The 20,225-nt window shown below is 76.3% G+C and carries 22 protein-coding genes and 1 pseudogene; 3 read left to right on the top strand and 20 right to left on the bottom strand.

Going from position 1 to position 20,225, the window contains the following annotated elements:
- Positions 1 to 10: 10 nt before the first annotated feature.
- Entirely contained in the window at positions 11 to 970 is a 960-nt protein-coding gene (gene opcA, locus ACYVOF_RS12450; RefSeq protein ID WP_460866919.1) for a glucose-6-phosphate dehydrogenase assembly protein OpcA, read from the top strand.
- A 43-nt stretch (positions 971 to 1,013) separates the two neighbouring features.
- Positions 1,014 to 1,739 (top strand): 6-phosphogluconolactonase, encoded by a 726-nt coding sequence (gene pgl, locus ACYVOF_RS12445; protein WP_460866917.1) that lies wholly within the window; start codon positions 1,014 to 1,016, stop codon positions 1,737 to 1,739.
- Between the two features lie 139 nt (positions 1,740 to 1,878).
- On the opposite strand, the gene secG is transcribed toward pgl, so the two are convergent.
- The 19 genes from secG to def all read right to left on the bottom strand — a co-directional run bounded on the left by secG (position 1,879) and on the right by def (position 18,865).
- Positions 1,879 to 2,112 carry a preprotein translocase subunit SecG gene (gene secG / locus ACYVOF_RS12440; protein ID WP_460866916.1) on the bottom strand — a complete coding sequence of 78 codons (234 nt, stop codon included), beginning with the start codon at positions 2,110 to 2,112 and terminating at the stop codon, positions 1,879 to 1,881.
- Positions 2,113 to 2,148: 36 nt separating this feature from the next.
- Positions 2,149 to 2,376: a hypothetical protein gene (locus tag ACYVOF_RS12435; protein WP_460866914.1), complete on the bottom strand. Its 228-nt coding sequence runs from the start codon at positions 2,374 to 2,376 to the stop codon at positions 2,149 to 2,151.
- Positions 2,377 to 2,379: 3 nt separating this feature from the next.
- Positions 2,380 to 3,165 carry a triose-phosphate isomerase gene (gene tpiA / locus ACYVOF_RS12430; RefSeq protein ID WP_460866913.1) on the bottom strand — a complete coding sequence of 262 codons (786 nt, stop codon included), beginning with the start codon at positions 3,163 to 3,165 and terminating at the stop codon, positions 2,380 to 2,382.
- Between the two features lie 3 nt (positions 3,166 to 3,168).
- On the bottom strand, positions 3,169 to 4,380 hold the full coding sequence (locus tag ACYVOF_RS12425; RefSeq protein WP_460866911.1) for a phosphoglycerate kinase: 1,212 nt from the start codon (positions 4,378 to 4,380) through the stop codon (positions 3,169 to 3,171).
- A 20-nt stretch (positions 4,381 to 4,400) separates the two neighbouring features.
- A complete protein-coding gene (gap, locus tag ACYVOF_RS12420) occupies positions 4,401 to 5,420 on the bottom strand; it encodes a type I glyceraldehyde-3-phosphate dehydrogenase (protein ID WP_460866909.1) in 1,020 nt (339 codons plus the stop codon).
- Between the two features lie 187 nt (positions 5,421 to 5,607).
- Complete coding sequence (gene whiA, locus ACYVOF_RS12415; RefSeq protein WP_460866972.1) at positions 5,608 to 6,585, bottom strand: DNA-binding protein WhiA; 978 nt, start codon at positions 6,583 to 6,585, stop codon at positions 5,608 to 5,610.
- Positions 6,582 to 7,619, bottom strand: coding sequence for a gluconeogenesis factor YvcK family protein (locus ACYVOF_RS12410; RefSeq protein ID WP_460866907.1), 1,038 nt, complete (start codon positions 7,617 to 7,619; stop codon positions 6,582 to 6,584). The genes whiA and ACYVOF_RS12410 overlap by 4 nt, the downstream gene beginning before the upstream one ends.
- Positions 7,616 to 8,500, bottom strand: a complete 885-nt coding sequence (rapZ, locus tag ACYVOF_RS12405) for an RNase adapter RapZ (RefSeq protein WP_460866906.1) — start codon at positions 8,498 to 8,500, stop codon at positions 7,616 to 7,618. Before rapZ ends, ACYVOF_RS12410 begins: the two co-directional genes overlap by 4 nt.
- Entirely contained in the window at positions 8,497 to 10,593 is a 2,097-nt protein-coding gene (uvrC, locus tag ACYVOF_RS12400) for an excinuclease ABC subunit UvrC (protein ID WP_460866904.1), read from the bottom strand. Before uvrC ends, rapZ begins: the two co-directional genes overlap by 4 nt.
- Before the next feature lie 48 nt (positions 10,594 to 10,641).
- A complete protein-coding gene (locus ACYVOF_RS12395) occupies positions 10,642 to 11,058 on the bottom strand; it encodes a Rieske (2Fe-2S) protein (RefSeq protein WP_460866902.1) in 417 nt (138 codons plus the stop codon).
- A complete protein-coding gene (locus ACYVOF_RS12390) occupies positions 11,055 to 11,579 on the bottom strand; it encodes a PH domain-containing protein (protein ID WP_460866901.1) in 525 nt (174 codons plus the stop codon). Before ACYVOF_RS12390 ends, ACYVOF_RS12395 begins: the two co-directional genes overlap by 4 nt.
- Positions 11,576 to 12,064 (bottom strand): 6,7-dimethyl-8-ribityllumazine synthase, encoded by a 489-nt coding sequence (ribH, locus tag ACYVOF_RS12385; RefSeq protein WP_460866899.1) that lies wholly within the window; start codon positions 12,062 to 12,064, stop codon positions 11,576 to 11,578. The genes ACYVOF_RS12390 and ribH overlap by 4 nt, the downstream gene beginning before the upstream one ends.
- Positions 12,061 to 13,377, bottom strand: a complete 1,317-nt coding sequence (locus ACYVOF_RS12380) for a bifunctional 3,4-dihydroxy-2-butanone-4-phosphate synthase/GTP cyclohydrolase II (protein ID WP_460866897.1) — start codon at positions 13,375 to 13,377, stop codon at positions 12,061 to 12,063. The genes ribH and ACYVOF_RS12380 overlap by 4 nt, the downstream gene beginning before the upstream one ends.
- Positions 13,374 to 14,024 carry a riboflavin synthase gene (locus ACYVOF_RS12375; protein ID WP_460866895.1) on the bottom strand — a complete coding sequence of 217 codons (651 nt, stop codon included), beginning with the start codon at positions 14,022 to 14,024 and terminating at the stop codon, positions 13,374 to 13,376. Before ACYVOF_RS12375 ends, ACYVOF_RS12380 begins: the two co-directional genes overlap by 4 nt.
- A 1-nt stretch (position 14,025) precedes the next feature.
- Positions 14,026 to 15,051 carry a bifunctional diaminohydroxyphosphoribosylaminopyrimidine deaminase/5-amino-6-(5-phosphoribosylamino)uracil reductase RibD gene (gene ribD / locus ACYVOF_RS12370; protein ID WP_460866893.1) on the bottom strand — a complete coding sequence of 342 codons (1,026 nt, stop codon included), beginning with the start codon at positions 15,049 to 15,051 and terminating at the stop codon, positions 14,026 to 14,028.
- Positions 15,051 to 15,737 carry a ribulose-phosphate 3-epimerase gene (rpe, locus tag ACYVOF_RS12365; protein ID WP_460866892.1) on the bottom strand — a complete coding sequence of 229 codons (687 nt, stop codon included), beginning with the start codon at positions 15,735 to 15,737 and terminating at the stop codon, positions 15,051 to 15,053. Before rpe ends, ribD begins: the two co-directional genes overlap by 1 nt.
- 239 nt (positions 15,738 to 15,976) lie before the next feature.
- On the bottom strand, positions 15,977 to 17,392 hold the full coding sequence (locus tag ACYVOF_RS12360; protein WP_460866890.1) for an RsmB/NOP family class I SAM-dependent RNA methyltransferase: 1,416 nt from the start codon (positions 17,390 to 17,392) through the stop codon (positions 15,977 to 15,979).
- The gene (locus tag ACYVOF_RS12355) at positions 17,389 to 18,315 is read right to left on the bottom strand and encodes a methionyl-tRNA formyltransferase (protein ID WP_460866888.1); all 927 of its coding nucleotides are present in this window, start codon (positions 18,313 to 18,315) and stop codon (positions 17,389 to 17,391) included. Before ACYVOF_RS12355 ends, ACYVOF_RS12360 begins: the two co-directional genes overlap by 4 nt.
- Before the next feature lies 1 nt (position 18,316).
- Positions 18,317 to 18,865, bottom strand: a complete 549-nt coding sequence (def, locus tag ACYVOF_RS12350; RefSeq protein WP_460866886.1) for a peptide deformylase — start codon at positions 18,863 to 18,865, stop codon at positions 18,317 to 18,319.
- Between the two features lie 99 nt (positions 18,866 to 18,964).
- Between def and ACYVOF_RS12345 the strand changes: the two genes are divergently transcribed.
- Entirely contained in the window at positions 18,965 to 19,453 is a 489-nt protein-coding gene (locus tag ACYVOF_RS12345; protein WP_460866885.1) for an SRPBCC family protein, read from the top strand.
- On the opposite strand, the pseudogene ACYVOF_RS12340 reads toward ACYVOF_RS12345, so the two are convergent.
- Positions 19,450 to 20,225, bottom strand: a pseudogene (locus tag ACYVOF_RS12340) (primosome assembly protein PriA); the annotation flags it as partial. The gene ACYVOF_RS12345 and the pseudogene ACYVOF_RS12340 overlap by 4 nt on opposite strands.

Genomic DNA, 20,225 nt, shown 5'->3' with positions numbered 1-20,225 from the left:
AGACCGACCGGTGATCATCGACCTGCCGTCCACCACCACCGGGGCCGTGAACAAGCGGCTGGTCGAGCTGCGCGAGAGCGGCGGCGCGGTGACCCTGGGGCGCGTCCTGACCCTCGTCATCCCCACCGACGACGGGGAGCAGACCGAGGCCGCCATCGACGCGGCCAACGACGCCAGCCGCATCCACCCCTGCCGGGTCATCGTCGTGGCCCGCGGGTCCCGCCAGGCGCGGACGCGGCTCGACGCCCAGGTGCGGGTCGGCGGGGACGCCGGGGCGTCGGAGGTCGTGGTGCTGCGGCTCTACGGCCCGCTGGCCGACCACGGCGACAGCGTCGTCGTGCCCTTCCTGCTGCCCGACACCCCCGTCGTCGCCTGGTGGCCGGGCGAGCCGCCCGCGGTCCCGGCGCAGGACCCCATCGGCCGCCTCGCCACCCGCCGCATCACCGACGCCTCCATGGCCAGGCACCCGGTGAAGTCGCTGACCGCGCGCGCCACCGGGTACAGCGAGGGCGACACAGACCTGTCGTGGACCCGGATCACCACCTGGAGGGCGCTGCTGGCCTCGGCGCTCGACCAGCCGCCGTACGCGCCGGTCACCGCGGCCACCGTCACCGGCGGCGCCGAGTCGCCGTCGACCGAGATCATCGCCGGCTGGCTGGCGGCCTCGCTGCGCGCGCCGGTGCGGCGGGTCCGGGAGGGCGAGGGCGGCATCCGCTCCGTCGAGCTCAAGCGCGCCGGGGGCTCGGTGACGCTGCAGCGCCCGCCGGGCGGCGTGGCGTCGCTGACCCAGCCCGGCCAGCCGGAGCGCCGGGTGGTGCTGAACCGCCGCTCGCTGCGCGACTGCCTGGCCGAGGAGCTGCGCCGGCTCGACGCGGACGACGTCTACGCCGAGGCCCTGACGGGGCTGGCCGACGTGCGCCGGTCCCGCTCCGGCGGCAGCCGGTCGCGCGCCGGCCGCGACACCGAGTGACCCCGACGCCGCCCGACCCCACCCCGACCGGAGGAGCAACGCCGTGAGCCGCCACGAGGTGGTCGTCCACCCCGACACCGACACCCTGGCCGCCGCCATCGCCGCCCGGCTGGTCGTGGCCATCATCGACGCCCAGTCCCACCGCGGGGAGGCCACGGTGGCGCTGACCGGCGGCGGGGTGGGCACCGCGCTGCTGCGCTCGGTGCGGGAGTCGCCCGCCTCGGTGGCCGTCGACTGGAGCCGGGTGAACGTGGTGTGGGGCGACGAGCGCTTCGTCCCCGCCGACGACCCGGAGCGCAACGAGGGCCAGGCGCGCGAGGCCCTGCTCGACCACGTCGACGTCGACCCCGCCCGGGTGCACCCGATCCCGGCGTCGGACGGGCCGTTCGGCGACGACGTGGACGCCGCGGCCACGGACTACGCGCGCACCGCCCCCGTGGCCGGCATCGACGTCCTCATGCTGGGGATGGGGCCCGAGGGCCACGTGGGCTCGGTGTTCCCCGACTCCCCCGCCGTGCACTCGGCGGAGGCGGGCGTCGTCGCCGTCCGGGACTGCCCGAAGCCGCCGCCGACGCGGATCACCCTGACCCTGCCCATGATCCGCACCGCCCGCGAGGTGTGGCTGTGCGTGGCCGGGGAGGGCAAGGCCGAGGCCGTGGCCGCCGCCGTGGGCGGGGCCTCGGAGGTCGACTGGCCCGCCGCGGGCGCCCGCGGGGCCGAGCGCACGCTGTGGCTCGTCGACCGCGAGGCCGCGTCCCGGCTCCCCTGACCCCGGCGGGCCACCCAGGCCGGACCACGGACAGTGCGCCCAACGCGGCCCGGGACGGCCCTGAACCGCGGACAGTGCGCCCAGCGCTGGCCGGGACGCCCCTGGACCGCGGAAAGTGCGCCCAGCGCGGCGCGGGGGCCTAGCCGAGCTTGACGATGAGGCCGATCCCGATGATGGACACGATCCAGACCAGCCCCACGAACAGGGTCAGCCGGTCGAGGTTCTTCTCCACCACGCTGGACCCGGACAGGCTCGACTGCACGCCGCCGCCGAACAGGGTCGAGAGCCCGCCACCCTTGCCGCGGTGCAGCAGGATCAACAGGATCAGCCCGAGGCTGGCGACGATGAGCACGATCTGCAGGAACAGCTGCATGGACTTCCCTCGGTCGAGTGCGGGCCGTCGACCAGCCTAACGGGTGCGGCGACGTGCCCCCGCCGGGCGACGGTCCACCCGGCGGCGGACGACGTGGGCGAGCACCGCCAGACCGAGCAGCACGGCCAGCGCCGCGACGGTGGGGCCGACCCGGTCGACCCCACCGCGGGCCACGGCGACGCCGACCACCACGGTGTAGCCGACGACGAGCAGGGTGAACGCCCAGACCCCGACCCGCAGGGCCACCACGGCGGGGCCGGTCACGGGCTAGAGCAGCGGACCGCCGGCGGCGATGGCGCAGAGCTGGGCGAACTCGTCCGCCTTGAGGCTCGCACCGCCGACGAGTGCGCCGTCGACGTCGTCCTGCGCCACGATCTCGCCGACGTTCTTGGACGCCACCGACCCGCCGTACAGCACGCGGACGGCGTCACCCGCGGTGGCACCACCCAGCTCGGCGAGCGCGCCGCGCAGCGCCCCGCACACCTCCTGGGCGTCGGCGGGGGTGGCGACCCGGCCGGTGCCGATGGCCCACACCGGCTCGTAGGCGACGACGACCTGCGCCACCTGCTCGGCGCTGAGCCCCGCCAGCGAGCCGCGGAGCTGGTCCACGGTGTGCTGGACGTGGGTGCCGGCCTCGCGGACCTCGAGCCCCTCGCCGACGCACACGATCGGGGTCATGCCCGCCGCGAGGACCTTGCCCGCCTTCGCGGCCACGGTGGCGTCGGACTCCTCGTGGCGGGTGCGCCGTTCGGAGTGCCCGACCACCACGTAGGTGCAGCCCAGCTTGGCCAGCATGGCCGCGCTGATCTCCCCGGTGAACGCGCCCGCGTCCTCGGTGCTGACGTCCTGTGCGCCGTAGACGAGGCCGAGCTTGTCCCCGTCGACCAGGGTCTGGACGCTGCGCAGGTCGGTGAACGGCGGGATGACGGCGACGTCGACCTTCGTCAGGTACTTCTCGGGCAGGCTGAAGCTGATCTTCTGCACCAGGGCGATGGCCTCGAGGTGGTTGAGGTTCATCTTCCAGTTGCCGGCGATGAGCACGGTGCGCGCCACGGGTCAGGCCTCCAGGACGGACAGACCGGGGAGGGTCTTGCCCTCCAGGTACTCCAGCGACGCGCCGCCACCGGTCGAGATGTGGGAGAAGCCGTCCTCGGCCAGGCCGAGCTGCCGCACGGCCGCGGCGGAGTCGCCGCCGCCGACGACGGAGAACGCGCCCTGGGCGGTGACGTCGATGATCGCCTGGGCCACCCCTCGGGTGCCGCCGGCGAAGTTCGCCATCTCGAACACGCCCATCGGCCCGTTCCAGAAGATGGTCCGCGCCGTGCCGAGGCCGCCGCCGAAGCGCTCGACCGTGGCCGGGCCGACGTCGAGGCCCATGTGGCCGTCGGGGATCTCGGTGGCGGGCACGGTGTGCACCGGCACCGTCCCGGAGAACGCCTCGGCCACGACGACGTCGACGGGCAGGTAGATCTTGTCGCCGAAGCGGTCCAGCAGGTCGCGGCAGGTGTCGAGCATCTCGTCCTGGCGCAGCGAGTCCCCGACGCCGTGGCCCTGCGCGGCGAGGAAGGTGAAGCACATCCCGCCGCCGATGAACAGGCCGTCGACCTTGGGTGCCAGGGCCTCGATGACCGTGATCTTGTCCGACACCTTCGAGCCGCCCAGCACCACCGCGTACGGCGTGGCCGGGTCCTCGGTCAGCTTGCGCAGCACGTCGACCTCGGTGGCGACCAGGCCGCCGGCGTAGGCGGGCAGCCGGGACGCGACGTCGTAGACCGACGCCTGCTTGCGGTGCACCACCCCGAACCCGTCGGAGACGAACGCACCGTCGCGGCCCGTCAGGGCGACGAGCTCGTTGGCCAGCGCGCCCCGCTCGGCGTCGTCCTTCGACGTCTCGCGGGCGTCGAAGCGGACGTTCTCGAGCAGGACGACGCCGCCGTCGGCCAGGTCGCCCACCGCCGACCGGGCGCCCTCCCCGACCACGTCACCGGCGAGGGTGACCTCGCGGCCGAGCGCCGAGCCGAGCGCCGCGGCCACGGGGGCCAGCGAGAACTGCGGGTCGGGCTCGCCCTTCGGTCGCCCCAGGTGGGCGGTGACGACGACCCGTGCGCCGGCCTCGGCCAGGGCCCGCAGCGTCGGCACCGAGGCGTCGATGCGCCCGGTGTCGGTGATGGTGCCCTCGTCGAGCGGGACGTTGAGGTCGGAGCGCACCAGCACGGTGCGCCCGGCCACGCCGGCGTCGAGGAGCTCGGTCAGGGTCCGCACGGCCATCGGCTGCGTCGTCCCCGCGCTCAGGAGATCAGCGAGCCGACGAGGCCCGTCAGGTCCACGAGGCGGTTGGAGTAGCCCCACTCGTTGTCGTACCAGCCGACGATCTTGACCTGGTTGCCGATGACCTTGGTCAGGCCCGAGTCGAAGATGCACGACGCCGGGTCGGTCACGATGTCCGACGACACGATCGGCGCCTCGGTGTAGACGAGGAAGCCCTTGAGCGGGCCCTCGGCGGCGGCCTTGAACGCGGCGTTGACGGACTCCACGGTGGGCGAGCCGCCCACGTCGACGGTGAGGTCGGTGGCCGAGCCGGTGGGCACGGGGACGCGCAGCGCGTAGCCGTCGAGCTTGCCCTTGAGCTGCGGCAGCACCAGCGAGATGGCCTTGGCCGCACCGGTGGAGGTGGGCACCACGTTGAGCGCGGCGGCGCGGGCGCGGCGCAGGTCCTTGTGGGGGCCGTCCTGCAGGTTCTGGTCGGCGGTGTAGGCGTGGATGGTGGTCATGAGGCCACGCTCGATGCCGAACGTCTCGTCGAGCACCTTGGCCATCGGGCCCAGGCAGTTGGTGGTGCAGGAGGCGTTGGAGATGACGTCGTGGCTCGCCTGCAGGTCCTCGTGGTTGACGCCCATGACGATGGTGACGTCCTCGTTGGTCGCCGGCGCGGAGACGATGACCTTCTTGGCGCCCGCCTCGATGTGGCCGCGCGCCTTCTCGGCGTTGGTGAAGATGCCGGTCGACTCGATGACGACGTCGACGCCCAGGTCGCCCCAGGGGAGGGCCGCGGGGCCCTCCTTGATGGCGAGGGCCTTGATGCGCTGCGAGCCGACGACGATCTCGTCGCCCTCGACCGAGACGTCCTGCGGGAGGCGGCCGAGGATCGAGTCGTACTTCAGCAGGTGCGCCAGCGAGGCGTTGTCGGTCAGGTCGTTGACCGCGACGATCTCGACGTCCGTCGTGCCGAGCGCGTTCTGCGCCTCGACCGCCCGGAAGAAGTTGCGGCCGATCCGGCCGAACCCGTTGACCCCTACGCGCACCGTCACTGCTGCTCCCTCACCGTGGCTGTCCGTGACCACGCCCGGGGTGTCCGGGCGCGCCGGGGACGACCCTATCGGCTACCGCCGGGTAGCCGACCACGGGTGAGCAGCGGTCCCACGTGGTGACGGTCACGCACCAGCGGCTCAGGCTCCGCTGCGCCACGCGTCGTGCCGTCGCTCCGGCTCCGCTGCGCTACGCGTCGTCGAGCATGTCCGGGGTGACGGCCGACTCGGTGTCGGGCACCCCGGTCTCGCGGGCCTTGCGGTCGGCCATGGACAGCAGCCGGCGGATGCGGCCCGCCACGGCGTCCTTCGTCATGGGCGGCACCGCGAGCTGCCCCAGCTCCTCCAGCGACGCCTGCCGGTGCGTCACCCGCAGCGACCCGGCGGTGGCCAGGTGGTCGGGGACGTCCTCGCCGAGGATGGCCAGCGCCCGCTCGACCCGCGCGGCCGCGGCGACCGCGGCCCGGGCGGAGCGGCGCAGGTTCGCGTCGTCGAAGTTCGCGAGCCGGTTGGCGGTGGCCCGGACCTCGCGCCGCATCCGCCGCTCCTCCCAGGTCAGCCGGGTGTCCTGCGCCCCCATCTGGGTGAGCAGGGCCCCGATCGCCTCCCCGTCGCGGACCACGACGCGGTCGGCACCGCGCACCTCGCGGGCCTTGGCCGAGATGCCCATCCGTCGGGCCGCCCCGACCAGCGCCAGCGCGGCCTCCGGGCCGGGGCAGCTGACCTCGAGCGCGGAGGACCGGCCGGGCTCGGTGAGCGACCCGTGGGCCAGGAACGCGCCACGCCACGCCGCGGCGGAGTCGACGACCGCGCCCGAGACCACCTGCGCGGGCAGGCCGCGCACCGGGCGTCCCCGCTGGTCGAGCAGCCCGGTCTGGCGGGCCAGGGCTTCGCCGTCCTTGACCACCCGCACCACGTAGCGGGTCTGCTTGCGCAGCCCGCCCGGGGCGAGTACGTGCACGTCGGCGGGGTATCCGAACAGCTCGTGGATCTCCTTGCGCAGCCGCCGCGCGATGACGCCGGCGTCCAGCTCGGACTCCACCACCACCCGCCCGGAGACGATGTGCAGCCCGCCGGAGAAGCGCAGCAGGGCCGCCACCTCGGCACGGCGGCAGCTCGTCCGGGTGATGACGAGCCTGCTCAGCTCGTCCTTCACCGCAGCGGTCATCGCCACCGTCCCGCCTCCTCGTGCTCGTGCCGTCGCCCGGCCGTCCCGCCGCCACCCGGTGCGGGTGCGGCTGCCCCGTGATCGTCCCCGCCCAGCACGCTACCGAGCGCGGCGGCGAGCAGGGCCGGGTCGTGGACACCCCCGGCACCGGCGACGGGGGCCACGTGGACCCGGGCCCCGAGCGCGGCCGCGGCACGGTCGAGGTGCTCGCGGTCCCGACCTGCCGGCACCGCGCCGGGGTCCAGGACGACGGTGTCGACCCGGAGGTCCGGGGCGTGCTGGGAGAGTACGTGCAGGTGCCGCTCGGTGGTGAAGCCGGCGGTCTCGCCCGCCTCCGGGCCCAGGTTCGCGACCACGACCCGACGGCCGCGGCAGGTCTGCAGCGCGTCGCGCAGCCCGGGCACCAGCAGGTGCGGGATGACGCTGGAGAACCAGGACCCCGGCCCGAGCAGCACCGCATCGGCGCGGCCGACGGCGGCCACGGCCTCCGGGCAGGCCGGGGGCTCCTCCGGCAGCAGCCGCACCCGGCGGACCTGCCCCGGGGTCGTCGCCACCGCCACCTGGCCGCGGATCTTGCTGCTCACCCGCGGGTCGTCCGCGAGGCCCACCACGTCGGCCTCGATGTCGAGCGCGGCGCAGCTCATCGGCAGCACCCGGCCCCGCACCCCGAGCACCCGGCCGACGGCGTCGAGCGCGGCGACCGGGTCGCCGAGGACCTCGGCGAACCCGGCGAGCAGCAGGTTGCCCACCGGGTGCCCGGCGAGCGCACCCGACCCGGCGAAGCGGTGCTGCAGCACCTGCGACCAGGACGCGGCCGGGCCGTGGTCGTCGGCGAGCGCGGCGAGGGCCATGCGCAGGTCCCCCGGTGGCAGCGCGTCGAGCTCGCGGCGCAGCCGGCCCGAGGACCCGCCGTCGTCGGCCACCGTGACCACGGCGGTCACGTCGTCGGTCAGGGTGCGGGCGGCGCGGAGGGTGGCGTGCAGGCCGTGCCCGCCGCCCAGGGCGACGAGCGCGGGCCCGGCCGGCGCGCTCACTCCCGGCCCAGGTCGCGGTGGACGGTCCGCACCTCGAGACCGTCCCCCTCCAGCCGGGCGGCGAGCTGCTCGGAGATCGCGACGCTGCGGTGCTTGCCGCCGGTGCAGCCGACCGCGATGGTGAGGTACCGCTTGCCCTCGCGGTGGTAGCCGGCGCCGATGAGCCGCAGCAGCTCGTGGTAGCGGTCGAGGAACTCCACCGCCCCGTCCTGCGCGAGCACGTAGTCGCGGACGTCGGCGTCGCGCCCCGTGTGCTCGCGCAGCTCGGGGATCCAGTGCGGGTTGGGCAGGAAGCGGACGTCGACCACGAGGTCGGAGTCCATGGGCAGCCCGTACTTGTAGCCGAACGAGAGCACGGTGACCTTGGTGGCCGGCGTCTGCGCCCCGCCGAAGGCGGCCTCCAGGGTGGAGCGCAGGTCGTGCACCGACAGGGTGCTGGTGTCGACGACGAGGTCGGCGTCGGCGCGCAGCGGGGCCAGCAGCGAGCGCTCCGCGGCGATCCCGTCGGAGAGGCGACCGCCGCCCTGCAGCGGGTGCCCGCGGCGCACCTGCTCGAAGCGGCGCACCAGCACCGGGTCGGAGGCCTCGAGGAACAGCACCCGGGGCCGGGCGCCGCGGGAGTCGAGGTCGGCCAGCACGGAGGCGAGGTCCCCCGAGAAGGCGCGGCTGCGGACGTCCATCACCACGGCCAGCCGGGTGATGGTGCCGCTGGACCGCGCCCCGAGGTCGACCATGGTGGCGATCAGCTCGGGCGGCAGGTTGTCCACCACGTACCAGCCGAGGTCCTCCAGCACCTTGGCCGCGGTGCTGCGACCGGCGCCGGACAGACCGGTCACCAGCGCGACCTCGATGCCCGGTCCTGCTGCTGCGGGGGTGCTCACGTGCGGGCTCCTGCCGTCGGCTCGGGGGCGGGGTCGGCCTGCCCGATGCTCGCCGTCCCGCTGCCCGCCGTCCCGCTGCCCGCCGTCCCGGTCCCGTCGCCGCCACCCAGGGCGGTGAGCACGGCGGCCGCGGTGGCCGGGCCGATGCCGGGGACCTCGGTGATCTCCTCGACGCTGGCGCTGCGCAGCCGGGCCACGGAGCCGAAGTGGCGCACCAGCGCGGTGCGGCGCGTCTCCCCCAGCCCGGGCACCGAGTCCAGCGCGGAGGCGGTCATCCGCTTGGAGCGCTTGGACCGGTGGAACGTGATGGCGAAGCGGTGCGCCTCGTCGCGGACCCGCTGCAGCAGGTAGAGCCCCTCCGAGGTGCGGGGCAGGATGACCGGGTCGTCCTCCCCGGGCACCCACACCTCCTCGAGCCGCTTGGCCAGGCCGACCACCGCGACGTCGGTGACGCCCAGCTCGTCGAGCACCGCGGCCGCCGCGGTGACCTGGGGCTGGCCGCCGTCGACGACGAACAGGTTGGGCGGGTAGGCGAAGCGCCGGGCCCGGCCGGTGGTGGGGTCGATGCCGGGGGTGGGCTCGGGGATGGGGGCCGCGTCGGGCTCCAGCGGCAGGTCCTCCGGTGCCGCCCCCGCCCCGTCCTCCGCCGCGCGGTGGCGCAGGAAGCGCCGGCGCACGACCTCGGCGATGCTGGCCACGTCGTCGGAGTGCCCGTCCCCCGCGGCCTCGCGGATGGCGTAGTGGCGGTAGTCGGACTTGCGGGCCAGGCCGTCCTCGAACACGACCAGCGAGGCGACGACGTCGCTGCCCTGCACGTGGCTGACGTCGATGCACTCGATGCGCAGCGGGGCGGCGTCGAGACCCAGCGCGTCCTGGATGTCCTGCAGCGCGGCCGAGCGCGCCGTCAGGTCCCCCGCCCGCCGCAGCTTGTGCTGGGCGAAGGCCTCCTCGGCGTTGCGGCGCACGGTCTCGGCCAGCGCGCGCTTGTCCCCGCGCTGGGGCACCCGCAGGCTCACCCGCGCGCCGCGCAGGCCCGACAGCCAGTCCTCGATGGCGGGGGCGTCGTCGGGCAGCTCGGGCACCAGCACCTCGCGCGGCACCGCGTTGACGGCCGCGTCGCCCTCGGCCAGGGCGGCCTGCTCGCCGTAGAACTGGGTGAGGAACTGCGCCACCAGCTCGGACACGGCGTGCGCGGGCTCCTGGTCGGGCTCGGCGGAGGTGCGCTCGACGACCCAGCCGCGCTGCCCGCGCACCCGGCCGCCGCGGACGTGGAACACCTGCACGGCCGCCTCGAGCTCGTCGGTGGCGAACGCGACCAGGTCGGCGTCGGTGCCGTCGCCGATGACCACGGCCTGCTTCTCCATGGCCCGGCGCATGGCACCGAGGTCGTCGCGCAGCCGGGCGGCCCGCTCGAAGTCCAGGTCGTCCGCCGCCCCGGCCATCTCCCGCTCGAGCTGGCGTACCAGCTTGTCGGTGCGCCCGGCGAGGAAGTCGCAGAAGTCCTCGACGATGCCGCGGTGCTCCTCCTCGCTGACCCGGCCGACGCAGGGCGCGGAGCACTTGTCGATGTAGCCGAGCAGGCAGGGCCGGCCGATCTGGCCGTGGCGCTTGAACACCCCGGCGGAGCAGGTCCGCGCCGGGAACACCCGCAGCAGGGTGTCGAGGGTCTCCCGGATGGCCCAGGCGTGGGCGTAGGGGCCGAAGTACCGGACGCCCTTGCGGCGCGGGCCGCGGTAGACGAACAGCCGCGGGTAGGCCTCGCCCACGGAGACGGCCAGCACCGGGTAGGTCTTGTCGTCGCGGTAGCGGACGTTGAACCGCGGGTCGAACTCCTTGATCCAGTTGTACTCGAGCTGCAGCGCCTCGACCTCGGTGCCGACGACGGTCCACTCGACGCTGCCCGCGGTGGTGACCATCTGCCGGGTCCGGGGGTGCAGCCCGGAGAGGTCGGCGAAGTAGGAGTTGAGCCGGCTGCGCAGGCTCTTGGCCTTGCCGACGTAGATGACGCGGCCGTGCGGGTCGCGGAACTTGTAGACGCCGGGCCGCTCGGGGATGGAGCCCGTCGCCGGGCGGTAGCTGGACGGGTCGGGCACGTCTCCGAGGCTAGTCCGCCCCACCGACACGGCCGGGCCGCCCGGGGCTCAGGCGGTGACGACCTGGTCGCCCTCGACGCGCACCGCGACGGGCGTCAGCCCGGTCCGCGCCGGCCCCTGCTCGACGGCCCCGGTGGTGAGGTCGAACCTGCTGCCGTGGTTGGGGCACACGACCACGCCGTCCACCGGCGCGTCGACGGCGGTGCCGGCGTGGGGGCAGCGGGCGTTGAAGGCGGCCACCGTCCCGGCGGTGGGCTGCACGACGAGCAGCGGGACGCTGCCGCCGGTGACCACGACGCCCCCGCCCACGGGGACGTCGGCCAGCGGCGTGACGGGCGTGCCCGCGGCCGCGGTGGGCGTGGCGGTGCTCGACGCTCCCCCGCCGGAGGCGCACGCGGCCAGCAGGCCGGGGGCGAGCGCGCCGGCGGCCAGGCCGCAGAGGACGGTGCGGCGGGAGGGGCTCACGTGGGGCTCCTGTCGTCGGGGGCCTGGTCGGGCCGGGGGCCGGTGGGGTCGGGGCCGGTGGGGTCGGGGCCGGCGGCCCGGGCGTGCGTGCGGTGCAGGGTGCGGACCCCCTGGATGGCGGCGACGGCCTTCTCCCCGTCGGCGGCCTGGATGGCCATCACGGCCACGTACTCGTCGTCGGGCAGCTCGAGCCGGGCGAAGGACGCGCCGTCGGGGAAGGTGACGTCCTGCACCAGGTCCCAGGGGAACAGCCGCTCCCCCAGCACGTTGCGCACCAGCAGGCCGTCGTCGACGACGCGGAGCCGCGGCCGGGTGAGCAGCAGCGCCGCCCCGCCGATGAGCAGGCCCAGCAGGACCATCGACACCTGGTCGGCGGGTCGGAAGTACACGCCCGTGCCGTCGCCGCGCAGCAGCACCGCCACCACCGTGAAGACGGCGACCACGGCGACCGCGGTCACCCCCGCCACCCAGCGCACGCGGTGCGGGCGGACGACCAGCGCGTCGGCCGTGGGGGCGCTCACGCCGGGCCGCCCCCGGTGCGGAGCACGGCGAGGCCGACGGCGGTGTCGAGCGCGGCCAGGGTGGCCTCGTAGCCCTTGTCCTCGGTGGAGCCCGGCAGCCCGGCGCGGGCCACCGCCTGCTCCTCGGTGTCGGTGGTGAGCACGCCGTTGCCGACGGGCGTCGACTCGTCGAGCGCCACCCGGGTCAGCCCCGCGGTGACCGCGTCGCAGACGTACTCGAAGTGCGGGGTACCGCCGCGGACCACGACGCCGAGGGCCACGACCGCGTCGCAGCGCCGAGCCAGCTCCTGGGCGACGACGGGCAGCTCCACGGCCCCGGCCACGCGGACCACGACGGGCTCGGCCACGCCCGCCTCGGTGGCGGCGCGCAGGCTGCCGGCGAGCAGCGCCTCGCACAGCTCGGTGTGCCACCGGGCCGCGACCACCCCGAGGGTGGTGCCCGACGCGTCGGGCACGGGGACGTCGGGCAGGCCCTGCCCGCTCACCGGGCGGGGTCCCCGGCCGTGGCCGGCGGGGCGTCGGCGGCCGCGTCACCCTCCTGGCCCAGGCCCGTCAGGTCGTGGCCCATGCGGTCGCGCTTGGTGCGCAGGTACCGGATGTTCTCCGGGTTGGCCCGCACCGGCATCGGCACCCGCTCGGTGATGTCGAGGCCGTAGCCGTCCAGACCCACCCGCTTGGCCGGGTTGTTGGTCAGCAGCCGCATCGACCGGATGCCCAGGTCGACGAGGATCTGCGCGCCGATGCCGTAGTCGCGGGAGTCGGCGGGCAGGCCCAGGTTGAGGTTGGCGTCCACCGTGTCCTGGCCCAGGTCCTGCAGCGCGTAGGCCTGCAGCTTGTGCAGCAGGCCGATGCCGCGGCCCTCGTGCCCGCGCATGTAGAGCACCACGCCGCGGCCCTCGGCGGCCACCGCGGCCAGCGACGCGTCGAGCTGGGCGCCGCAGTCGCAGCGCAGCGAGCCGAAGACGTCCCCGGTGAGGCACTCCGAGTGCACCCGCACCAGCACGTCGCTGCCCGGGTCGCCGCCCCCGGCGGGCGGGCCGGCGACGTCCCCGACGACGAGGGCGACGTGCTCGGCCTCCTCGTACATGGCCTCGTAGCCGACGGTGCGGAAGTCCCCGTGCGGCGTGGGCACCCGGGCCTCGGCCACCCGGCGCACCAGCTTCTCGTGGCGGCGCCGCCAGGCGATGAGGTCGGCGATGCTGACCAGGGCCAGCTCGTGCTCGTCGGCGAAGACGCGCAGCTCGTCGGTGCGGGCCATCTCGCCCGGGTCCTTCTGGCTGACGATCTCGCAGATGACCCCGGCGGGGCGCAGGCCGGCCAGCTGGGCCAGGTCCACCGCGGCCTCGGTGTGGCCGGCGCGGCGCAGCACCCCGCCCTCCTTGGCGCGCAGCGGCACGACGTGCCCGGGCCGGGTGAAGTCCGACGCGCCCGAGGTGGGGTCGGCGAGCAGCCGCATGGTCGCGGCCCGGTCGGCGGCGGAGATGCCGGTGCCGATCCCGAGGCGGGCGTCGACGGTGACGGTGTAGGCCGTGCCGTGCTTGTCCTGGTTGGTGGAGAACATCGGCGGCAGCCCGAGCCGGTCGCAGTCCTCACCCACCATCGGCACGCACAGGTAGCCGGAGGTGTAGCGGACCATGAAGGCCACCAGCTCCGGGGTCGCCTTCTCCGCGGCGAAGATGAGGTCGCCCTCGTTCTCGCGGTCCTCGTCGTCGACCACCACGACCGGCTTGCCCGCCGCGATGTCGGCGATCGCCCGCTCGATGCTGTCGAACCTGCTGTCCTGCCCGGTCTCGCTCACCGTGTGGCCTCCTGGTCTCCCCCGCCATGCTGCCACGGGCCCCCGGCACCGGCTCCCGGCCCGGCCGCGCCCAGGCGCTCCACGTACTTCGCGATGACGTCGACCTCGAGGTTGACCGTGGTGCCCACCGCGGCGCGGCCGAGGGTGGTCAGCTCCAGCGTCGTGGGGATCAGCGAGACGGTCAGGCTCTCCTCGTCGAGCGCGGCGACGGTGAGCGACACCCCGTCCACGGTGATCGACCCCTTCTCCACCACGTACCGGGAGATGGCCTGCGGCAACGAGATGCGCACCAGCTCCCAGTGCTCCGAGGGGGTGCGGGAGAGCACCTCGCCGGTGGCGTCGACGTGGCCCTGCACCAGGTGCCCGCCCAGCCGCGAGCCCAGCGTGGCCGCCCGCTCCAGGTTGACCCGGCTGCCGGGGGCCAGCGCGCCGAGGCTGCTGCGGCGCAGCGTCTCGTCCATCACGTCGGCGGTGAACGCGCCGTCGGTGACGTCGACCACGGTCAGGCACACCCCGTTGACGGCGATGGAGTCGCCGTGGCGGGCGTCACCGGTCACCACCGGTCCCCGCAGCCGCAGCCGTGCGGCGTCGGCCAGCTCGTCGCGCGAGACCACCTCGCCGAGCTCCTCGACGATCCCCGTGAACATCTCAGCCCGCCTCCTGCTCGTCGCGTCGCACCAGGCTGGTGCGGACGTCCTCGCCCACGCGCTCGACGCTCTCCAGGGAGAACCGCAGCGCGTCGCGGATCGTTCCGACCCCCGCGTCGGCGAGGGCGTGGGGCCCCGCGCCGAGCAGCACCGGCGCCCCGTAGTGCAGCACGCGGTCGACGAGCCCCGCCCGGGCGAACGCGCCGGCCAGGGTGGGCCCGCCCTCGAGGAGCACGTCGACGCAGCCGGGCAGGGCGGACAGCACGTCGGCCGGGTCGTGGCTGGTCACCAGGACCGTGGGGGCCGCGGCGTCGAGCACCCGGGCACCGGCGGGCAGCGGGGTGCGCCCGACGACGACGCGGGTGGGCTGGTGGGCGGCGAGGCCGCCGTCGGCGTCGCGCGCGGTCAGCCAGGGGTCGTCGGCGAGGACGGTGCCGGTGCCGACGACGACCGCGTCGAGCCGGGCGCGCTCGGCGTGGACCTCGGCGCGGGCGGGGCCCCCGGTGATCCAGCGGCTGGTGCCGTCGGCGGCGGCGACCCGGCCGTCGAGGCTGGTGGCGACCTTCCAGGTGACGTGGGCGCGGCCGGTGCGGGCGTGGTGCAGCCAGGCGCGCAGCGGGCCCCGGGTGACGGGCGCGGGGTCCGGCCAGCGGGTCACCTCGACGCCGGCCGCGGTGAGGACGGCCGTGCCGCCGGCCGCGACGGGGTTGGGGTCGGCGACGGCGAGGTGGACGTGGGCGACCCCGGCGGCCAGGAGCGCGCCGGTGCAGGGCGGGGTGCGGCCGGTGTGCGCGCACGGCTCCAGGGTCACGACGACCGTCCCGCCGCGGGCGCGCTCCCCGGCCTCGCGCAGGGCCAGCACCTCGGCGTGCGGCCCGCCCGGGGGTGCGGTGGCCCCGACCCCGACGACCCGTCCGTCCGCGTCCAGGACGACCGCGCCGACGGGCGGGTTGGGCGAGGTGGTGCCGCGGACCTGCTGCGACGCAGCGACGGCGAGGTCGCGGGCGTGCTGCAGGTCGGCGGGCATCAGCCCAGGTGGGGCGAGGCGGCGGCGGCCCGGGCCCGCAGCGCGGCCACGGCCGCGGCGGGGTCGTCGGCGCCGTAGACCGCGGACCCGGCGACGAAGCAGTCCACCCCGGCCTCGGCGGCAGCCTCGACGGTGTCCGCGGCGATGCCCCCGTCGATCTCGACGAGCAGCTGCAGGTGCCCGGTGTCGACCAGGCGGCGCAGCGTGCGGACCTTGTCGAGGACCTCGGGCATGAACGACTGCCCGCCGAAGCCGGGCTCCACGCTCATCACCAGCAGGGTGTCGAAGTCGGTGAGCAGCTCGAGGTAGGGCTCGATCGGGGTGCCGGGCTTGACGCTCAGCCCGGCCTTGGCGCCGGCCGCGCGGATGTCGCGGGCCACGGCGCGCGGGTCGTTCCCGGCCTCGGCGGCGGCCTCGACGTGGAAGGTGACGTTGTGGGCGCCGGCCTCGGCGTACGGCGGGGCCCAGCGGGCCGGGTCGTCGATCATGAGGTGGCAGTCGAGCGGGGTGTCCGTGGCTGCGAGCAGGCTCTGCACGATCGGCAGGCCCAGCGTGAGGTTGGGCACGAAGTGGGCGTCCATGACGTCGACGTGCAGCCAGTCCGCGCCCCGGACCCGCTCGGCCTCGTCCGCGAGGCGGGCGAAGTCGGAGGCGAGCATGGACGGGGCGATCATCGGCGCGGCCACGGACGAGGACCCTACCGGCGGCCGTCCCCCGGTCCGCGCACCCCGTCACGCCTGCAGGTAGCCCGCTACACGCGCCCGATCCCCCGCCCCCGACCGCAAGAAGCCCGCTACATGCGAACGGCCGGGGACCGCACACTGCCCGCGGTGTGGCCGGGGGCGCGCCCGGGGGACCGCACACTGCCCGCGGTGTGGCCGGGGGCGCGCCCGGGGGGACGCACAGTGCCCGCAGTGAGCGGGGCTCAGGTGCGGCGGAGCGCGGCCGCGAACATGGCGTCCGTGCCGTGGCGGTGCGGCCACAGCTGCACGTGCGGGCCGTCGCCGAGCCGCGGCACCTCCGGCACGAGCTCCCGGGTGTCGAGCGCGGTCAGCCCACCCCGTCGCAGCGCGTCCCCCACCACCCCGGTGGTCTCGGCCAGGTGCGGGCTGCACGTGGCGTAGAGCACCACCCCGCCCGGCCGCACGAGGTCCAGCGCCGCGGCCAGCAGATCGCGCTGCAGCGCCACCAGCTCGGCCACGTCCGACGGCTGCCGCCGCCACCGCGCCTCCGGCCGGCGGCGCAGCGCCCCGAGACCGGTGCACGGCGCGTCGACGAGCACCCGGTCGTAGCCGGGGGCCAGCCCGCTGGAGCGGCCGTCGACCTCGTGCACGGTGACGGGCATCCCGGCGCAGGCCGTGCGCACCAGCTCCGCGCGGTGCGCGCTGGGCTCCACCGCGTCGAGGTGCGCCCCGTCGATGCCCGCCAGCGAGCCCAGCAGCGCGGCCTTGCCCCCGGGCCCGGCGCACAGGTCGAGCCAGCGCCCCCCGTCGGGGCCGTCGAGCGGGGCCAGGGTCAGCGCCCGGGCCACCAGCTGGCTGCCCTCGTCCTGCACCCCGGCCAGGCCGTCGCGGACGGGGTCGAGCACGCCGGGGTCCCCGCCGTCGTCGAGGTGCACGGCGTAGGGCGAGAAGCGCCCCGGCTCGCCCCCGGTGACCGCGGCCAGCTCGTCGGCCGTGATCTCCCCCGGCCGCGCGACGAGGTGCACGACCGGTCGGGCGTCGTCGGCGCGCAGCGCGTCCCCGAGCTCACCCGCGTCCGCACCCAGCGCGTCGGCGAAGGCCTGCGCGATCCACCGGGGGTGCGCGGTGGCGAGGGCGAGCGCCCCGACCGGGTCGTCCGCGGGGCCGAGCTCGGCGACCCAGGCGGCCTCGTCGCGGCTGGCGACCTTCCGCAGGACGGCGTTGACGAACCCCGCCCGGCCGGACCCGCCCTCGGCGCGCACCAGGTCGACCGCACCGGACACCGCGGCGTGGGCGGGGACCCGGGTGCGCAGCAGCTGGTAGGCCCCGAGGCGCAGCGCGTCGAGCAGGCTGGGCGGGGTGATGTCGGCGACCGGCCGACCCGCGGCGGCCCCGAGGACCACGTCGAGCAGCCCCTGCGCCCGGCAGGCCCCGTAGGCGAGCTCGGTGGCCAGGGCGGCGTCGCGGCCGGTGATGCGGCGCTCGCGCAGCAGCCCGGGCAGCACGAGGTTGGCGTAGGCGTCGCGCTCGCGGACGGCGCGCAGCACGTCGCGGGCGGCGGTGCGGGCGAGGTCGACGGCGGCGGGGCCCTGCGGGCCACCCGGGCGGGGTCGCGACGTCCCCCCGGTGCGCCGGGCCGGGCGGCGGGACTCGCTCACGTGAGCCGCTCCCCCACCGCGACCCGCGCGCCGCGGGCCCAGTCGGCGGCCGGCAGCGCCCGCCCGCCCGGGGCCTGCACGTCCCCGAGCCGGACGGCGGTGGTGGCGGTGCCCACCGACACCCCGCGGCGGTCGACGGCCAGCTCGCCGGGGGCCAGGTCGTCGCGCTCCTCGACGGTGACGGGCCCGAGCTTGAGGCGGACGTCGCCGCGGGTGGTCCACGCCCCCGGGTCCGGGGTCGCGGCCCGGACGCCGCGGTCCACGGCGGTGGCGGGGGTGTCCCAGCGGACCCGGACGAGGTCGGGGGTGAGCTTGGGGGCGTGGGAGACCCCGTCGGCGGGCTGCGGCACGGGGTCGAGCGCACCGTCGGCGATGCCGTCCAGCGTGGCCTCCAGCAGCGCGGCCCCGGCCTCGGCGAGCCGGCCCAGCAGCGTGCCCGCGGTGTCGGTGCGGCGGACCTCCTCGGTGAGCACGCCGTACACCGGCCCGGTGTCGAGGCCCTCCTCGATGCGGAAGGTGCTGGCCCCGCTCACCTCGTCCCCCGCGCGTATCGCGGCCTGCACGGGGGCCGCGCCGCGCCAGGCGGGCAGCAGCGAGAAGTGGAGGTTGACCCAGCCGTGGACGGGCACCGCGAGGGCGGCGGGCCGCAGCAGCGCGCCGTAGGCGACGACGGGGCAGCAGTCCGGCTCCAGCCCGGCCAGCTCGGCGAGGAAGTCGGGGTCCGACGCCCGCGCCGGGGTCAGCACGGGCACCCCCGCCTCGTCGGCCACCTCGGCGACGGGTGAGCGCGAGACCTTCCGGCCGCGCCCGGCGACCGCGTCGGGGCGGGTGAGCACGGCGACGACGTCGTGGCGGTCGGCGGCCAGGAGTCGGCGCAGCGAGGGGACGGCCGGGGCGGGGGTGCCGGCGAAGACCAGGCGCACCTCAGCGGGCCGTGCCGTGCAGGCCGAGCGGGTTCTGCTTGACCACGGGCGGGGCCTCGCCGAACCACTCGGCCGCCCGGATCGCCCGCATGGCTTCCCTGCGGGTGGCCGGGTCGAGCCGGTCGACGAACAGCACGCCGTCGAGGTGGTCGACCTCGTGCTGCACCGCCCGGGCCAGCAGCCCCTCGGCCGGCACCACCAGCCGCTCGCCGTGCACGTCGAACCCGGTGGCCCGCACCTGCAGGTGGCGCAGGCAGTCGAACTTGAGGTCCGGGATGGACAGGCACCCCTCGGGCCCGAGCTGCGAGTCCTGCCCCACCACCTCGACGGTGGGGTTGACCAGGTGGCCGTCCACGCCCTCGACGGTCCAGGTGAACACCCGCAGGCCCACCCCGAGCTGCGGCGCCGCGATCCCCGCCCCGCCCTGGGCGTGCATGGTGTCGGTGAGGTCGCGCACCAGGGTCGCCAGCTCGGCGTCGAAGTCGGTCACCGGGACCGCGGGGGTGCGCAGCACGGGGTCGCCGAAGAGCCGGACGGGCAGCACGCTCACGCGGGGGACGCTCCTGGGGGGTCGGGCGGTCGGGACTGACCGGCCCAGTCTAGTGAGCCGCCGGGTGCCGCCCACCGGAGCGAGGGTGATGATGGCGGCGTGACGACGACGGGCGGGTCCGAGCGGTTCGAGGTGTCGCGGGTGGTGGGCGCCCCGCCGGAGCTGGTGTTTGCGCTGCTCTGCTGGCCGGAGGGCCACGTGGCCATCGACAGCTCGGGGATGCTGCAGTCCGCGGAGGGTGAGCGCGTCACCGGTGTCGGCGACACCTTCGTCGTCCACATGGACCGGGAGTCGCTGGGCGACCTGCCCATGGGCCGCTACGACGTCACCGTGATCATCACCGCGTTCGAGCCCGACCGGCACCTGGAGTGGTCGATCTCGGGCACGGTGCAGCCGCCGATCGAGCACCGCTACGGCTACCGGCTCGAGCCCGCGGGCACCGGCACGCGGGTCACCTCGTACTACGACTGGAGCCGCATCCGGCAGGAGGTCCGGGACCGCGGGATCTTCCCGGTGATACCCGAGGCCGGGCTCAAGGCCACCCTGGGGATCCTCGACCGCACCCTGGCCGCCGGGGCGGGGCGCTAGCCCACCTCGTGCGGGTCGACCTGCACCCGCACCGGGTCGGGGTCCTTGCGGGCCGTCCGGGCCGCCTGGGCGTGGGCCAGCGCCGCGGCCAGCCGCCACCCCTGCCCCCGCGCGGCGCGCAGCATCGTGCGCTCCCGGCCGTCGGGGGCGTCGACCGGGCCGAGGACACCGGGGGCGTCGTCCCCCAGCTCGGCGACGGCGGCCCCGACGACGGCCGCCACGGCCGCCGCGGACCCCTCGACCGCGGCCAGGCTCACCGCGGGCGGGAACCCGACCTCGGCGCGGCCCGCCAGCTCGGCCGCGGCCGCCCCGACGGGGTCCCACCGCACCAACGACTGCACGGGGGCGAGGTCGGCCTCGGCGACCACCACCACCTGCCCGCCCCTCCCGGCCGGGCGCACCAGGGCGGCGGCGGCCATCCAGCGGCGCAGCGTCTCCTCCCCCGCGCGCAGGTCCTCCCGGCCCAGCAGCGCCCACGCGTCCAGCAGCAGGGCGGCGCCGTAGCCGCCGGGCACGGTGGGCTCGGCCCCCGGGGTGGCGACGACGAGCTCGCCGGGGGCGACGTCGTCGGGCACCTCGACCGCGCCGTCGTCCCCGCTGCCGGCGACCCGCACCCGCACCCCGGCGAAGGCCCGGCCCAGCTCCTCGGCGGTCCGCGCCGAGCCGGTGATGCGCGCCCGCAGGCCGCGGCCGCCGCAGGCCGCGCACCGGAACGCGGGCTCGACGATCCCGCACCACCGGCAGCGGGGGGCGGCGGGCTCCCCGTCGCGGC

It is taken from the genome of Rhodococcus aerolatus (assembly GCF_054783215.1).
This window is presented reverse-complemented; position numbering and strand designations above follow the sequence as displayed.

What these genes read in the sequence shown, in the direction of transcription:
- secG (WP_460866916.1), bottom strand. Translation starts at nt 2,112, where the DNA reads ATGCAGCTGTTCCTGCAGATCGTGCTCATCGTCGCCAGCCTCGGGCTG.
- ACYVOF_RS12425 (WP_460866911.1), bottom strand. Translation starts at nt 4,380, where the DNA reads ATGGCCGTGCGGACCCTGACCGAGCTCCTCGACGCCGGCGTGGCCGGG.
- whiA (WP_460866972.1), bottom strand. Translation starts at nt 6,585, where the DNA reads ATGACCGCTGCGGTGAAGGACGAGCTGAGCAGGCTCGTCATCACCCGG.
- ACYVOF_RS12375 (WP_460866895.1), bottom strand. Translation starts at nt 14,024, where the DNA reads ATGTTCACGGGGATCGTCGAGGAGCTCGGCGAGGTGGTCTCGCGCGAC.
- ribD (WP_460866893.1), bottom strand. Translation starts at nt 15,051, where the DNA reads ATGCCCGCCGACCTGCAGCACGCCCGCGACCTCGCCGTCGCTGCGTCG.